Consider the following 14,157-nt stretch of genomic DNA (forward strand, 5'->3'; position numbering starts at 1 on the left):
CATGGCTGGCCGAAATCTATTCGCGACAACCAATGCCCGTGTCGTCGGCGCCTTCTGTGTTGCCGCCCTTCTGCATCTTGCCGGCATCATCCTCATTCCGGGCTACTCCAGCCCGTTTGCGGTGCGCGCCATGCTGGTGCTTGCCTCGCTGCTCGCCGTCGCCTCGATCGGGCAGACGCTGGTCGTCATCATGGGCGGCATCGACCTGTCGATCCCGTTCGTCATCGGCTTTGCCAATGTCGTGGCCGCGCAACTCTACGGCGATGGCTGGAATTTTGTCCTGGTCTGCGGCCTCGTCGGCGTGCTGGCGATCCTTATCGGTGGCCTGAACGGGCTCATCGCGCGCAGCCTCGACATCCAGCCGCTTATCGTCACGCTCGGCATCGGCATGGTCGTGCAAGGGCTGGTGCTTTTATGGACCGCGGGCTTCCCTTCAGGCTCCGCGCCGCAAGCGGTTTCGAGCTTCGTGTCGATCGGCGGATCGGCCGGGCCACTGCCGGTTCCATGGCTGGTGCCCTGTCTTGTCGTGCTGGCGGCGCTCGTCGTCCTGGTGCTGGAGCGGACGCCCTATGGGCGCCGGCTCTACGCACTCGGCAGCAATCCGGGTGCCGCGCCTCTGGCGCTGATCGATCCCGTCCGCATGTGGGTGATCACCTATGCGGCAAGCGCCTTCTTCGCCGCGGTGGCGGGCGTTCTGCTGCTCGGCTTCACCGGCTCGGCCTATGGCGATGTCGGGCAGCCCTACCTGTTCCAGACCATCGCGGCCGTGGTCGTCGGCGGCGCGGCGCTGGTCGGCGGGCGCGGCAGCTATCTCGGGACCATTGCCGGCGTGCTGGTGCTGACCGAGATCAACACGCTGCTCATCGGGCTGGGCTTCCAGCCCTCGGCGGTGCAGGCAGCACTCGGCTTCATCATCGTGCTGTTGGTGTCGCTCTACGGCCGCGAACGGCACGTTTCGGCGACGATCTGAAGAGCCCCAAGCAGAGCCGGTTAAAGCCGCCAGAGCTTGCGGGCGTTCACCGAGAGCAGCCTGTCGCGTTCCGCAACACTGCAACCGGCAAGCAGCGCATGGGTCGCCGCCACCCAGGTCGAGAGACCGCCACCCAGCGTGCAGACCGGCCAATCGCTGCCCCAGACAACACGATCCCATCCGAACGAACCGATCGTGTGTTCGACATAGGGCCGCAGCGTCTCGACCGTCCAACTGCCGGGATCCGCATAGGCGACGACGCCGGAAATCTTGGCCACGACGTTGGGACGCCGCGCGATTTCGCTCATGTGTTCGCGCCACGGATGCTCGCCATTGCCCTTGATGTCGGGGACGCCGCAATGGTCGAGCACGAACTGGACGTCGGGCGCCAGATCGGCGAGCGCGATCGCCTTGGGAATCTGATGCGGTAGCACGACGAGATCGAAGGTGAGCCCGGTGCCGCCGAGCCGCCGGATGCTGTCCCGGAATAGCGCGCCTTCCGAGAGTTCATCGGGCATGACGTGGAGGACGCGGCGAAAACCCTTGACGAACGGCTTTGCTCGCTGGCGCTCGAGATAGGCCGCAAAATTGGCCTCTTCCGGACGGCAGGCGGCGATCGCCCCGGCCAGCATGCTGCCGGCCTGTCTCGACAGGCCTTCGACACGTTCGGTCTCGGCCTCGATATCGGCAGGGTCGACATCGACCTCCATATGCAGCACACGCTCGACGCCGACACGTTGAGCTTCCACGCCGTACTCCTCATAGGAGAAGTCGCGGTTGAGAGCGGGCACGCCGGCAAGCCACGGGTAGCGCAAGGCCGAGCGGTCGATGAGGTGCAGGTGGGTGTCGATGATCATGGCAGGGCTCCTCCCGTATCTTTCACATCATCTCACGGAGGAATTCTTCATTCAAATAAGAATTACACCGATGAACCGACGGCCGACCCGGCCAGACGCGACAGCTTTTCACATGTGGCCAGCAGCAGTTCGATGGTGCGGGTCATGTCCGGCGCGGACGGTGCGTTGACGACGGTGATGTAAGGAATCGAAAGCGCCGCGATCGCCTTGCCGTCGGAGCCGCGCACCGGTGCCGACAGATTGTAGACGCCGGCAGTCTGCATCGAGGCCATCATCTCATATCCCCGTTCCCTGATCTGGTCGAGACGGGCAAAGAACTCGGGCGGCTGCGCCGTATTGTCGGTGCTGCGGACATGTTCGGAGATCATCATCTGGCGCTCCTCCTGCGAACGGAAAGCGAGCAGCACATGTCCCGAACCGGTGTCGAACAGGCTGATGTGGGCGCCGACCCGGATCGAGATGCCCCAGTAGTTCGGCGCCTCCTGCTGGCCGATGACCACGGCGGAACCGCGATCAAAAACAACGAGTTGGTTGGCCTGCTGCGACGTCTCCGCCAGCTCCCGCATCAACGGCGTCGCATAGGAAACCAGCCGCCGCACCGGCGCGTGCAGTTGCGCCAGGCCGAACAGCTTGAGCGTCAGTGAATAGCGGTCACCGTCGAGCCGCGTGACATAACCGCGTCGCACCAGCCGGTCCAGCATGCGGTAGAACTCGTTGGGGCTGCGGTCGAGCTTCTTGGCGATTTCCGCCTGCGTCAGGCCGCCGTCGACGCCGGCCAGCAGTTCCAGGATGTCGAGCCCCTTGTCGAGCGCAGGCGCGCGATACCGCTCGTCTTCGCTATCATCCATGGGCTTTCCCTCCAGTGAAATCGATTCTTCATATACGCAGGAATGCTGCCGGCGGAAACAAATTTCGCCTTGACGTATCCATGAATGTTTTGTTTGTATATGAATGTAACACTTCTTGTCATCAGACGAGTTGCGGTCGCCGCCAAGGCGCACCCAGGGAGGATACCAATGAACAGACTGCTTTCCGGCGTGTGCGCCGGCGCATTGTTGCTTGCGTCAGGCGCAGGCGCGGCCCTTGCCGGCGACCTGCCCGGCAAGTTCGAAGGCGTTACCGTCGACGTGAAGCTGATCGGCGGCCAGCAATATGAAAAGCTCTACGAGCGCATCCCCGAATGGGAGAAGGCGACCGGCGCCAAGGTCAACATCCTGACCAAGAAGAACGGCTTCGACATCGACAAGGAGTTGAAGTCCGACATCGCCTCGGGCAGCACCAACTGGTGCGTCGGCTGGAACCATTCCTCCTTCGCGCCGCAGTATACCGGCCTCTATACCGACCTCAGCAAATTGCTGCCCAAGGAAGAGATCGACGCCTTCGTGCCATCGACGATCAAGGCGGCGACCATAGATGGCAAGCTGGAGATGCTGCCGCGCGCGCAGTTCGACGTCTCTGCCCTCTACTACCAGAAGAGCCTCTACAAGAACGCCGACAACAAGGCCAAGTTCAAGGCGAAATACGGCTATGATCTGGTGCCGCCGGACACCTGGAAGGAAGTCACCGACCAGGCCGAGTTCTTCGCCAACCCGCCCAACTTCTACGGCACGCAGTTCGCCGGTAAAGAAGAGGCGATCAACGGCCGCTTCTACGAGATGGTGGTGGCCGAGGGCGGCGAGTATCTCGACAAGGACGGCAAGCCGGTCTTCAACTCCGAAGCCGGCGTGCGGGCGCTCGACTGGTTCGTCAACCTCTACAAGGCCAAGGCCGTGCCGGCCGGAACCACCAACTATCTCTGGGACGATCTGGGCCAGGGTTTTGCCTCGGGCACCGTCGCCATCAACTTGGACTGGCCGGGCTGGGCCGGCTTCTTCAACGATCCGAAGTCGTCGAAGGTCGCCGGCAATGTCGGCGTCAAGGTCGCGCCGAAAGGCTCGTCCGGCAAGCGCACCGGCTGGTCCGGTTTCCATGGCTTCTCGGTGACCGAGAACTGCCCGAACAAGGAGGCCGCGGCATCGCTGGTGTGGTGGCTCACCAATGAGGACAGCCAGAAGCTGGAAGCCGCCGCGGGCCCGCTGCCGACCCGCACCGCGGTCTGGGACTGGGACCTGAAGCAGGCCGAAAACGATCCTTACAAGAAGGAGGTCCTCTCCGCCTTCCAGGAAGAAGCCAAGCACGCCTTCGCGGTGCCGCAGACGCCTGAATGGATCGAGATCTCGAACGCCGTCTATCCCGAATTGCAGGCGGCGATCCTCGGCGACAAGACGTCCAAGCAGGCGCTCGACGAAGCCGCCGCCAAGGCGACGCAAATCCTCGAAGACGCCGGCAAGCTGTAGAACCGCTCCCAAGGCCGCCTCCCCCATCAGTCATGGGGGAGGCGCTCGCGTTTTAGGGCGCGCACTGCCTCGGGTGTTCCACGATGACGATGCCTGCCCCGCCCGGCTCGACAGGCGGCAATCGAATGCAACTCACAGGGTCCCAATGAAGGGCTTCAAGCCATCCGCGCCATTCCTGCTGCTGCTTCCGGCGATGATCGTGCTGGCGGCGGTCGTCGTGGTGCCGTTGCTTTTGTCGCTCTATTCCAGCTTCACGCCGTTCCGCCTGACCAAGCCCGAAACGTTCTTCGTCTTTGTCGGCTTCCGCAATTATCTCTCGATCCTGGCGAACGCCGATTTCTGGTGGGCGTTCGGCCGCACGGTTCTGTTGCTGACCATCGCGCTCAATCTCGAAATGCTGCTGGGCCTCGGCCTCGCCATGCTGGTCGAAAAGGCGACGCGCGGCCAGCGCATCCTGCGCACGCTGATGATGTTTCCGATGATGTTCTCGCCGATCCTCGTCGGCTTCCAGTTCAAGTTCATGTTCAACGACAATATCGGCCTGGTGAACAACGCCCTGCAATCGCTCGGCATCACCAGGGATGCCATTGCGTGGCTGATCGAAGGCCATCTCGCCTTCATCGCCATCTCGATCGCCGAGATCTGGTCGTCGACGGCGATCTTCGCCATCCTGATCCTCGCCGGGCTGCTCGCCATGCCCAAGGAGCCAATCGAGGCGGCGCGCGTCGACGGCTGCACGCCGTGGCAGACGTTCCGCTATGTGACCTGGCCGTTCGTCATGCCTTTCGCCTACATCGCCATGACCATCCGTTCGCTCGACGTGGCGCGCGCCTATGACATCGTCAAGATCATGACCGATGGCGGGCCGGCGGGCCGCACCGAGCTTTTGTGGACGCTGGTGGCGCGCACCGCCTACAGCGACGGGCGCATGGGCATGGCCAACGCCATGGCCTATTTCTCGATCCTGTTGTCGATCGCCTTCACCGTCTACTTCTTCAACAAGCTCGCCGCGGCGCGCACGCAGATCGGTGCGGAGTGGTGATGGACGAGAATTCTTCCGCCCGCCTCAAGCGCCGGCTGCTGGGCATCGCCTATCGCATCGGCCTGTTCCTGGCGATGCTGACCATCTGCCTGCCCGGCCTGTGGATCGTGCTTTCGTCGCTGCGGCCGACTGTGGAGATCATGGCCAAGCCGCCGGTGTGGATCCCGCAGCAGATCTCGTTCGACGCCTATGTCGCGATGTTCTCAGGGATCGGCAAGGGCGGCATCCCGGTCATAGAATATTTCCGCAACTCGCTGATCATCTCGGTGACCTCGACGATGATCGCGGTGGCCATCGGCATGGCCGGCGGCTATGCCTTCGCGCGCTACCGTTTCCGCGGCAAGTCGGGCGTCTTCCTCGGCCTGATGCTGACGCGCACGGTGCCGGGTATCGCGCTCTCGCTGCCGCTGTTCTTCCTTTATGTCAGGCTCGGCATCATCGACACGCATTTCGGACTGATCCTGGCCTATGTCGCGCTCAACGTGCCGTTCACCATCTGGCTGATCGACGGCTTCTTCCGCCAGGTGCCGAAGGACCTCGCGGAAGCCGCCCAGATCGACGGCTGCACCCGCTGGCAGGCCTTCTGGCAGGTCGAGTTCCCGCTTGCCGGGCCCGGCATCGCCTCCGCCGCGATCTTTGCTTTCCTGACCTGCTGGAACGAGTTCGCGCTGGCCTCGCAGCTTACCCGCTCGGTCAGCGCCAAGACCCTGCCGGTCGGCCTGCTCGACTACACGGCCGAATTCACCATCGACTGGCGCGGCATGTGCGCGCTCGCCGTGGTGATGATCATCCCGGCGCTCACCCTCACCTACATCGTCCAGAAACACCTTGTCGGCGGCTTGACCTCCGGCGCGGTGAAAGGCTGATCCCATGGCAACGGTTTCCCTCCAAAAGCTGACCAAGCGCTACGGCAATGTCGGGATCGTGCACGGCATCGACCTCGACATCGCGGACCGCGAATTCATCGCGCTGGTCGGCCCCTCCGGCTGCGGCAAGTCGACGACGCTCAGGATGATCGCAGGGCTGGAAGAGATCAGCGCCGGCTCGATCGAGATCGGCGGCCGCGTCGTCAACGATTTGCCGCCGCGTTCGCGCAACATCTCGATGGTGTTCCAGTCCTACGCGCTTTATCCCCACATGACGGTGCGCGAGAACCTCGGCTTCTCCCTGAAGATTGCCGGGGCCGCCAAGGAGGATATGGAGCGCCGCGTCGCCGAAGCCTCGGCCATCCTCGGCCTCGACACGCTGCTCGACCGTCGCCCGTCGCAACTTTCCGGCGGCCAGCGCCAGCGCGTCGCCATGGGCCGCGCCATCGTACGCGATCCCGACGTGTTCCTGTTCGACGAGCCGCTTTCAAATCTCGACGCCAAACTGCGCACGCAGATGCGGACCGAAATCAAGAAGCTGCACGCCAAGGTGCGGTCGACGGTGATCTATGTCACCCATGACCAGGTCGAGGCGATGACGCTTGCCGACCGCATCGTCATCATGCGCGACGGCCATATCGAACAGGTCGGCACCCCAGACGAGGTGTTCCGACGGCCGGCGACGCGGTTCGTCGCGGGCTTCATCGGCTCGCCGCCGATGAACCTGCACGAGGCGACGATCGATGACGGCCAGCTGGTTTTCGCCAGCGGCGAAAAGCTGCCATTGCCTAGCCAATTCAAAGCCAATGTCGCCAGGGGTAACAAGGTGGTGTTCGGGTTGCGGCCCGACGACATCTACCCGACCGGCCATGGTATCAGTTCCGGTGGTGCCGCAGACGTCCACCAGATCGAATTGCCGATCACGGTCACCGAACCACTCGGCAACGAGACGCTGGTGTTCGTCGAATTCAATGGCGCAGACTGGGTTTCGCGCATGCTGAACCCAAGAGCTTTGAGATCGGGCGAGCGGATGGCCATGAGCCTCGACCTGTCGCAGGCGCACCTGTTTGCCGCCGACACGGGAAAGTCATTGCGGAGCTGACGACATGGCCACGATCGAAAAGATAGAACTGCGGATGGTGGACCTTGTGCCGAAGGTCAAGCGCACGGACGCGATCCAGAGTTTCGTCAGCCAGGAAACGCCTCTCGTCACGATCACCGATTCCGACGGCGCCGTCGGCACCGGCTACAGCTACACGATCGGCACCGGCGGCTCGTCTGTGATGCGGCTCTTGTCCGACCATCTGGCGCCGCGCCTGATCGGCCGCGACCCCGACATGATCGAGGCGATCTGGCACGATCTCGAATTCGCCACACACGCCACCACGATCGGCGCGATCACGGCCATCGCGATCGCGGCGATCGACACCGCGCTTTGGGACCTGCGGGCGAAGAAGCAGGGCCTGCCTCTGTGGAAGCTGGCGGGCGGCGCCAAGGACCGCTGCCCGCTCTACACGACGGAGGGCGGCTGGCTGCACATCGAGACGCAGGCGCTGGTCGATGACGCGCTGGCCGCGAAGGCCAAGGGATTTCGCGGCTCGAAGGTGAAGATCGGCAAACCGCACGGATCGGAAGATCTGGCGCGGCTGGCGGCGGTGCGCAAGGCGGTGGGCGACGGCTACGAGATCATGACCGACGCCAATCAGGGATTCTCCGTCGACGAAGCGATCCGCCGCGCAGCGAGGCTGCGTGAACTCGATCTCGCCTGGATCGAGGAGCCGCTGCCGGCCGACGACATCGATGGCCATGTGCGACTGTCGAATTCGACGCAGACGCCGATTGCCATCGGCGAGTCGCTCTATTCCATCAGGCATTTCCGCGAATACATGCAGAAAGGCGCCTGTTCGATCGTGCAAGTCGACGTCGGCCGCATTGGCGGCATCACGCCCTGGCTAAAGGTGGCGCATGCGGCGGAGGCCTTCGACATCCCGGTCTGCCCGCATTTCCTGATGGAATTGCATGTCAGCCTCACCTGCGCTGTTCAGAACGGCCGGTATGTCGAGTACATTCCGCAGCTTGACCAGTTGACCGGCAAGCGCATGCGCATCGAGGATGGGCACGCGCTGGCACCCGACGAGCCCGGCATCGGCATCGATTGGGACTGGGACGCGGTCAAGGCCATGAGCATCGCCGAATTCACCACGGCGATCACGAAATAGGGGAACGAACATGCAGCGGATGGGAATGGTTCTGGGACTGAAGCCGGAAAAGGTCGAGGAGTATGTGCGCCTCCATGCCGCCGTCTGGCCCGACGTGCTGACCATGATCTCGGCTTGCAACATCGAGAACTATTCGATCTACCTGAAGCGGCCGGAGAACCTGCTGTTTGCCTACTTCGAATACCACGGCACCGACTATGCCGCCGACATGGCCAAGATGGCGGCAGACCCGAAAACACAGGAATGGTGGGCCCTCTGCATGCCTTGCCAGGAGCCGCTGGCGACCCGCAAGGAGGGCGAATGGTGGGCTTCGATGGACGAGGTCTTCCATCATGACTGAAGGCGGTTTCGACCCTGCCTCACTCATCCAGTCCTGGCCTAAGCCTACAAAGCCCCGGCCGATCGTCACCTTCGGCGCAGGTTCGATTGTCGGCGATGCCCATTTTCCCGCCTACCGGAAGGCCGAGTTTCCGGTTGCCGGCCTCTATGATCCGGACCAGGCCAAGGCGCGGACGTTGGCCGAGAAATGGGGTGTCACCGCATTCCGCTCCGTGGAAGAAGCCGCCGGAATCAACGATGCGATCTTTGATCTCGCGACACCGCCCGGTCGGCATGCCGAGATCCTGAAGGCGCTTCCCGAGGGGGCGGTCGCACTGATCCAGAAGCCGATGGGCAACTATCTCGGCGAGGCAACCGAAATCCTCGAGATCTGCCGCGCCAGGAAGCTCAAGGCCGCGGTGAATTTCCAATTGCGTTTCGCGCCGATGATGCTGGCGCTCAAGGATGCCATCGCCAAGGGATGGCTCGGCGAGGTCGTCGACTTCGACGCCTGGCTGGCGCTGGCGACACCTTGGGAGTTGTGGGAATTCCTGCTCAAGGCGCCGCGTGTCGAGATCGCGATGCATTCGATCCACTATCTGGACCTCGTCAGACAATTGCTGGGCGACCCCAAAGGGGTGCACGCCAAGACGCTCGGCCATCCCAACCATACGGTGGCACAGACGCGCACCAGCGCCATCCTCGACTATGGCGACACCGTGCGCTGCGCGCTGTCGATCAACCATGACCACAAGTTCGGGCGCCGGCACCAGGCCTGCGAATTCCGCATCTGCGGCACCGAGGGCGCGGCCTATCTCAAACTCGGCCTCAACCTCGACTATCCCCGCGGCGAACCGGACGTCCTGGAAATATACCCGAAAGGCGGGACGGATTGGATTGCCGTGCCACTCGCCGGCGAATGGTTCCCCGATGCCTTTGTCGGGCGTATGGCCAATGTCCAGCGCTTTGCTTGCGGAGAAGACGACGAGCTGGTCAGCTCGGTCGAGGACGCCTGGAACACGATGGCGCTGGTGGAAGCCGCCTATAAATCGAGCGCGGCGCCGGCGACGCCGCTGGCCGAAAGGCCGTGAGGCAGGACATGGAACAGATCATTTATTTCGAAGACTACGAGATCGGCTCCTCGCGGCTGACCAGCGGCCGCACCATTACCGAGACCGATTTCGTCGTCCATGCCGGCCACACCGGCGATTTCTTCCCGCACCACATGGACGCCGAGTTCATGAAGACGACGCCGTTCGGCCAGCGCATCGCGCACGGCACGCTGGTGTTCTCGGTCGGCATCGGACTGACGGCAAGCGTCGTCAATCCCGTTGCCTTCTCCTATGGCTATGATCGGCTGCGTTTCATCAAGCCGGTGTTCATCGGCGACACGATCCGCACGCGCACCACCATCGCAGCCAAGCAGGACGATCCGAAGCGGCCGGCCGCGGGCCGGGTCATCGAACGCTGCGAGGTGATCAACCAGCGCGACGAAGTTGTGTTGGCCGCGGATCACATCTACATCGTCGAACGCAAACCCGGCTGAGGCAGCGCTACGATCCCGTGGCGCGGGCGGTGATGCGCTCCAGACCGAGCAGCAGCGCCAGGGTCGCCACCACCAGGATCATGGTGAGCGCTGCTCCCGCAAAGATGTCGCCTCGGTCGGTGAGGCTGAAGATCGACACCGGCAGCGTCACCCAACCCGGCGGATAGACCATCACGGTGGCGCCGAGTTCACCCATCGACAGTGCGAAGCTGAGCCCGAACGCTGCGACCAGATAGGGTGCGAGCAGAGGCAAGGTGACGTGCCAGAGGCGGTAGGCCGGCCGCGCGCCGAGGCTCGATGCCACCTGCTCGAAGTCGGGCGAGAGCCGCGCCAGTCCGGCCGACACATTGCCGAAGGTGAAGGCCGATATCAGCACGAAATGCGCGATCATGACGATCGCGATCGTACCGTTGAGCAGCAGCGGCGGATGGCTGAAGGCGACCAGCAGGCCAAGGCCGACGGAGACCGAAGGCACGGCGCTGGGGACGAAGAACAACAGGCCCAGCAGGCGCCGCAGCGCATGCCCCTGGACCCGCAGCGACAGCGCCGCCCAGGTGCCGCTGACCAGCGCCAGCGCGCTGGCTGCAAAACCGGTGAGAAGGCTCGCCTTGACCGCATCGCCGGCCGCGCCATGCAAGACGTCGCTGTAGTGTTCCGTCGTCAGGCTGCTCGGCAGCACCCCGTTCCACTGGCCGGCAAGGCTGGACAGGAGAATGACCGCAAGCGGCGCCAGGAACAGCACACCGAAGATCAGCGCGAAGAGGAGCCACAGAACGAGGCGACCGGAGCGGGACCAAACCAGCATGGCTAGACCCCCAGCCGGCCGGCTGCGAAACGATAGAGCCCGAACAGGCCGAGCGACAGCGCGATGTTGATCAGGGCGATGATGCAGGCGACCTGATAGGCCGATTCCTGGATCGCCTTGCCATAGATCAGCAGCGGCAGCGTGATGACCCCCTTGGCGCCGATGAACAGCACGATGCCGAACTCGTTGACGGTGAGCAGCAGGCAGAGGCTCCCGCCGGCAATGAGTGCCGGAATGGCGGCCGGCAGGATGATTTGGCGCACGATGCGGAACGACCGCGCGCCGAGCACGCTTGCCGCTTCGATCTGGCCGCGGTCCACCAGCGAGAAGGCGGCAAGCAGCGGCCGTAGGATGAACGGCGTGTAGACAGTGACCTCGGCCAGCACCACGCCCCAGCTCGAATAGAGGAAATCGACGGGCGGCGACGGCAGTGAAAAGGTCTCCATCAGCCCTGCGTTGAGCATGCCTGCGGAGCCGTAGAGAAAGGTGAAGGCGAGCGTCACCAGGAAGGTCGGCAATGCGATGAAGGTGTCGATCAGCCTGGCAATGAAGCCGCTGCCGGGGAACGGAACGAAGGCCAGGATCAGTGCCAGCACGAGACCGACGATCAGGCACCCGGCAGTCGCGGTAACCGAAATCGTCACCGTGTTGATCAGCGCGTTGAGGAAGAAGCGCGAATGCAGGACGCGGATCACTTCGGCGACATTGGCAACGCCGCTGTCGTCCAGGAAGGCCTGCCGGGCGATGAGCGCCAGCGGATAGAAGAACAGCAGGGCCAGGAGTGCGGCCGGCGGCACGATCCAGAATCTGCCAGGCTCTCTCCTGACCGCTGGCGAGGCGATAGCGACAGCCTCAGACACCGGCGTCTTCCGGAACGAGCGAGGTGTCGGTGGGCGCGAAGAACAGCGGCACCTTGGCGCCGGGTTCCGGCAGGGCCATCGGCAGTCTCGTCGCCGAGACGCGCACCGTCGTGCCGTCGACATCGAGCACGAGATGGGTGAGTTCGCCTTGCCAGTGCACCTCCAGGAGCGTGCCGACAATGCGATTGGTATGGTCGCCATCGGCCGTCAGGCTGAGGTGCTGGGGCCTGATACAAAGCAGGCTCTTGTCGCCGGCCTTCTCGTCACGGCCGGTGCCCATCAGCACCGCGTCGCCATGCCTTGCCGCGGCAAAACCCTTGGAGCCGGCAGCCTCGGCAATGGTGACCGGCAGTAGATTGGCGCGGCCGAGGAACTCGGCGGTGAAGCGGTTGGGCGGGCGGCGGTAGAGCTCGGTCGTCGGTCCATGCGAACAGACCGAGCCGTCGCGCATGATGGCGATCTTGTCGGCGAGGGTGAGCGCCTCTATCTGGTCGTGAGTGACATAGAGGATCGTCAGGCCCGGCAGGCTGCGGTGCAGCCTGGCGATCTCCTCGACCATATTGCGGCGGATCTGTGCGTCCAGCGCCGAAAGCGGCTCGTCAAGCAGCAGCACGCGGGGCCGCACGGCAAGAGCGCGCGCAATCGCGACACGCTGCTGCTGGCCGCCGGAAAGCTCGCGCGGATAGCGTCCTGCATAGGCAGCCATGCCGACGGTACCGAGTGCATCCTTGACCCGCTCGGCGATCAGCGCCTTGTCGGCTCCCTGAGCCCTGAGGCCGAAGGCGACGTTGTCCTCGACCCGCATATGCGGAAACAGCGCGTAGTTTTGAACCACCATGCCGAGCCCGCGCTCATAGGGCGGCAGATCGGTCACATCCGTCGCGCCAATGCGGATTCGTCCGCTTCTCGGCCGCACGAAGCCGGCCACCGCCCGCAAGGCGGTGGTCTTGCCGGAGCCGGATGGGCCGATCATCGCCAGGATCTCGCCGGGAGCAATATCCAGGGTCAGCGGATGCAAGACGACGTGAGCGCCATAGGCGACAACAACCTTGTCGAAATGGACGTTGGAGCCGGCGCCGCGAACCTTCGCGGCGTCGATGTCCATGACACTGGTCCCAGTAAAAGCGGCGGCCGACATGGCATGGTCCTCCGGATTGGCAGGGATCAACTTCCGGTCGCTTCGTTCCACCGCTTGACGTAGTCAGGCAGCTTGGCCAGAGCGTCATCCCAGTTCGGCGACCAGATGGTCAGGCCCTTCATCGCCTCTTGCGCCTTCGCGAAATTGGCGTCGTTCGGCGTCACATCCTTGCGGGCCGGCAGACCAAGAGCCACGGAACTGACCTTCGACTGAGCTTCCTTTGAGAGCAGGAAGTCGATCAGCTTCTTGCCGTTGTCGGCATTGGGCGCGCCGGTTACCAGGCCGATCTCATAGGGCAGCGCAAAGGTGGAGCGCACGCCGTCAGGCCCCGCCGGCCAGAACACCTTGATGTTGGGATTGTCGGCCATTTGCGACATGTTCATCTGCAAATCGCCGTTGGCGACATGCAGCTCGCCCTTGTTGACCAGCGCCGTCAGCTTGCCGGTCGAAGCGGAGGGGCCGACATTGTTGTCCTGCAATTTCCTCATGAACTCGAAACCTGCATCCTCGCCGCCGAAGGCATGGATGATCTGCAGCATGACAGCGGTGCCGTCGCCGGCCTGGCCGGGCGTCGAGTATTGGATCTTGCCCTTGAATTTCGGGTCCAGCAGATCGTCGTAGCTCTTCGGCGCTTCCGAAAGCACGGCGCTGTTGTAGATGAAGTTCATGTAGTTGTTGACCAGCGGCCGGTATTTGTCGGTGCCGCCGTCGATCTGGTCCGCCCCTTCGGGCTTGTAATCCTGCAGCAGGCCGCCGGCGGCGGCGCGCTGCACGAAGGGCGGCAATGTCACCAGCACGTCCGCTTGCGGGTTCGACTTCTCCTTGGCGACACGCTCAACGACACCGCCCGAACCAGCCTCGATATACTGCACTTTTATGCCGGTGGCCTTGGTGAAGGCGGCGAACTCGGTTTCGAACCAGCTGCCGTTGCCGTCATGCAGGCCATCGGCGGAGTAGATGGTGACGACGCCATCTGCCATCGCCGGTCCGATGAGGGCAGCCGACGCCAGCAACGCGGCGAAAGCCGCGACCGTGGTTGCGTTGCGTGATTTCATGTCCAGTTCCCCTTTTTGATTGATGGCACATTCTGCGATGCACTGTGGCGACGGCGCCGGCTGCTTCTGCTTCTGCTTCGATTAGTACCGGCAGCGTCGTCGTTAGGACAACTCTGGGGATTGGGAATCGATAAGTAAAATCTAT

The 14,157-nt window shown here is 63.5% G+C and carries 15 protein-coding genes; 9 read left to right on the top strand and 6 right to left on the bottom strand.

Going from position 1 to position 14,157, the window contains the following annotated elements:
* Position 1 precedes the first annotated feature (1 nt).
* Entirely contained in the window at positions 2-970 is a 969-nt protein-coding gene (locus FJ426_RS23890; protein ID WP_140562010.1) for an ABC transporter permease, read from the top strand.
* 20 nt (positions 971-990) lie between these two features.
* Here FJ426_RS23890 and FJ426_RS23895 read toward each other — a convergent pair whose 3' ends face one another.
* Both FJ426_RS23895 and FJ426_RS23900 read right to left on the bottom strand, forming a co-directional pair.
* Positions 991-1,827: an amidohydrolase gene (locus FJ426_RS23895; RefSeq protein ID WP_140514526.1), complete on the bottom strand. Its 837-nt coding sequence runs from the start codon at positions 1,825-1,827 to the stop codon at positions 991-993.
* A gap of 62 nt (positions 1,828-1,889) precedes the next feature.
* Entirely contained in the window at positions 1,890-2,675 is a 786-nt protein-coding gene (locus tag FJ426_RS23900) for an IclR family transcriptional regulator (protein WP_140514524.1), read from the bottom strand.
* 168 nt (positions 2,676-2,843) lie between these two features.
* Here FJ426_RS23900 and FJ426_RS23905 point away from each other — a divergent pair, with 168 nt between their 5' ends.
* The 8 genes from FJ426_RS23905 (at position 2,844) to FJ426_RS23940 (ending at position 10,154) form a co-directional block, all read left to right on the top strand.
* A complete protein-coding gene (locus FJ426_RS23905; RefSeq protein ID WP_140562009.1) occupies positions 2,844-4,163 on the top strand; it encodes a sugar ABC transporter substrate-binding protein in 1,320 nt (439 codons plus the stop codon).
* Between the two features lie 145 nt (positions 4,164-4,308).
* Positions 4,309-5,205 carry a sugar ABC transporter permease gene (locus tag FJ426_RS23910; protein WP_140514521.1) on the top strand — a complete coding sequence of 299 codons (897 nt, stop codon included), beginning with the start codon at positions 4,309-4,311 and terminating at the stop codon, positions 5,203-5,205.
* The gene (locus tag FJ426_RS23915) at positions 5,205-6,071 is read left to right on the top strand and encodes a carbohydrate ABC transporter permease (RefSeq protein WP_140497611.1); all 867 of its coding nucleotides are present in this window, start codon (positions 5,205-5,207) and stop codon (positions 6,069-6,071) included. The genes FJ426_RS23910 and FJ426_RS23915 overlap by 1 nt, the downstream gene beginning before the upstream one ends.
* 4 nt (positions 6,072-6,075) lie before the next feature.
* The gene (gene ugpC, locus FJ426_RS23920) at positions 6,076-7,173 is read left to right on the top strand and encodes a sn-glycerol-3-phosphate ABC transporter ATP-binding protein UgpC (RefSeq protein ID WP_140562477.1); all 1,098 of its coding nucleotides are present in this window, start codon (positions 6,076-6,078) and stop codon (positions 7,171-7,173) included.
* 4 nt (positions 7,174-7,177) lie between these two features.
* A complete protein-coding gene (locus FJ426_RS23925; protein WP_140623726.1) occupies positions 7,178-8,290 on the top strand; it encodes a mandelate racemase/muconate lactonizing enzyme family protein in 1,113 nt (370 codons plus the stop codon).
* 10 nt (positions 8,291-8,300) lie between these two features.
* Positions 8,301-8,630 carry an L-rhamnose mutarotase gene (locus tag FJ426_RS23930; RefSeq protein WP_140497605.1) on the top strand — a complete coding sequence of 110 codons (330 nt, stop codon included), beginning with the start codon at positions 8,301-8,303 and terminating at the stop codon, positions 8,628-8,630.
* On the top strand, positions 8,623-9,699 hold the full coding sequence (locus tag FJ426_RS23935) for a Gfo/Idh/MocA family oxidoreductase (RefSeq protein ID WP_140562338.1): 1,077 nt from the start codon (positions 8,623-8,625) through the stop codon (positions 9,697-9,699). Before FJ426_RS23930 ends, FJ426_RS23935 begins: the two co-directional genes overlap by 8 nt.
* 8 nt (positions 9,700-9,707) lie before the next feature.
* Complete coding sequence (locus tag FJ426_RS23940) at positions 9,708-10,154, top strand: MaoC/PaaZ C-terminal domain-containing protein (RefSeq protein ID WP_140562340.1); 447 nt, start codon at positions 9,708-9,710, stop codon at positions 10,152-10,154.
* Between the two features lie 7 nt (positions 10,155-10,161).
* On the opposite strand, the gene FJ426_RS23945 is transcribed toward FJ426_RS23940, so the two are convergent.
* From FJ426_RS23945 to FJ426_RS23960, 4 genes are read right to left on the bottom strand one after another with little or no spacing between them, the layout of a single operon-like run.
* Complete coding sequence (locus tag FJ426_RS23945) at positions 10,162-10,959, bottom strand: ABC transporter permease subunit (protein ID WP_140497599.1); 798 nt, start codon at positions 10,957-10,959, stop codon at positions 10,162-10,164.
* Positions 10,960-10,961: 2 nt separating this feature from the next.
* Positions 10,962-11,819 carry a 2-aminoethylphosphonate ABC transporter permease subunit gene (locus FJ426_RS23950; protein WP_140497597.1) on the bottom strand — a complete coding sequence of 286 codons (858 nt, stop codon included), beginning with the start codon at positions 11,817-11,819 and terminating at the stop codon, positions 10,962-10,964.
* Positions 11,812-12,924: an ATP-binding cassette domain-containing protein gene (locus FJ426_RS23955; protein ID WP_246675588.1), complete on the bottom strand. Its 1,113-nt coding sequence runs from the start codon at positions 12,922-12,924 to the stop codon at positions 11,812-11,814. The genes FJ426_RS23950 and FJ426_RS23955 overlap by 8 nt, the downstream gene beginning before the upstream one ends.
* A gap of 59 nt (positions 12,925-12,983) precedes the next feature.
* Positions 12,984-14,012, bottom strand: a complete 1,029-nt coding sequence (locus tag FJ426_RS23960; RefSeq protein ID WP_140497593.1) for a 2-aminoethylphosphonate ABC transporter substrate-binding protein — start codon at positions 14,010-14,012, stop codon at positions 12,984-12,986.
* Positions 14,013-14,157 lie beyond the last annotated feature (145 nt).

Source organism: Mesorhizobium sp. B2-6-4 (assembly GCF_006441495.1).
Classification (GTDB): domain Bacteria; phylum Pseudomonadota; class Alphaproteobacteria; order Rhizobiales; family Rhizobiaceae; genus Mesorhizobium.

Coding starts and splice junctions, on each gene's coding strand:
- FJ426_RS23910 (WP_140514521.1), top strand. CDS start 4,309: ATGAAGGGCTTCAAGCCATCCGCGCCATTCCTGCTGCTGCTTCCGGCG.
- FJ426_RS23945 (WP_140497599.1), bottom strand. CDS start 10,959: ATGCTGGTTTGGTCCCGCTCCGGTCGCCTCGTTCTGTGGCTCCTCTTC.
- FJ426_RS23895 (WP_140514526.1), bottom strand. CDS start 1,827: ATGATCATCGACACCCACCTGCACCTCATCGACCGCTCGGCCTTGCGC.
- FJ426_RS23940 (WP_140562340.1), top strand. CDS start 9,708: ATGGAACAGATCATTTATTTCGAAGACTACGAGATCGGCTCCTCGCGG.
- FJ426_RS23890 (WP_140562010.1), top strand. CDS start 2: ATGGCTGGCCGAAATCTATTCGCGACAACCAATGCCCGTGTCGTCGGC.
- FJ426_RS23930 (WP_140497605.1), top strand. CDS start 8,301: ATGCAGCGGATGGGAATGGTTCTGGGACTGAAGCCGGAAAAGGTCGAG.
- FJ426_RS23935 (WP_140562338.1), top strand. CDS start 8,623: ATGACTGAAGGCGGTTTCGACCCTGCCTCACTCATCCAGTCCTGGCCT.
- FJ426_RS23900 (WP_140514524.1), bottom strand. CDS start 2,675: ATGGATGATAGCGAAGACGAGCGGTATCGCGCGCCTGCGCTCGACAAG.
- FJ426_RS23915 (WP_140497611.1), top strand. CDS start 5,205: ATGGACGAGAATTCTTCCGCCCGCCTCAAGCGCCGGCTGCTGGGCATC.
- FJ426_RS23960 (WP_140497593.1), bottom strand. CDS start 14,012: ATGAAATCACGCAACGCAACCACGGTCGCGGCTTTCGCCGCGTTGCTG.
- FJ426_RS23925 (WP_140623726.1), top strand. CDS start 7,178: ATGGCCACGATCGAAAAGATAGAACTGCGGATGGTGGACCTTGTGCCG.
- ugpC (WP_140562477.1), top strand. CDS start 6,076: ATGGCAACGGTTTCCCTCCAAAAGCTGACCAAGCGCTACGGCAATGTC.
- FJ426_RS23905 (WP_140562009.1), top strand. CDS start 2,844: ATGAACAGACTGCTTTCCGGCGTGTGCGCCGGCGCATTGTTGCTTGCG.
- FJ426_RS23955 (WP_246675588.1), bottom strand. CDS start 12,924: ATGGACATCGACGCCGCGAAGGTTCGCGGCGCCGGCTCCAACGTCCAT.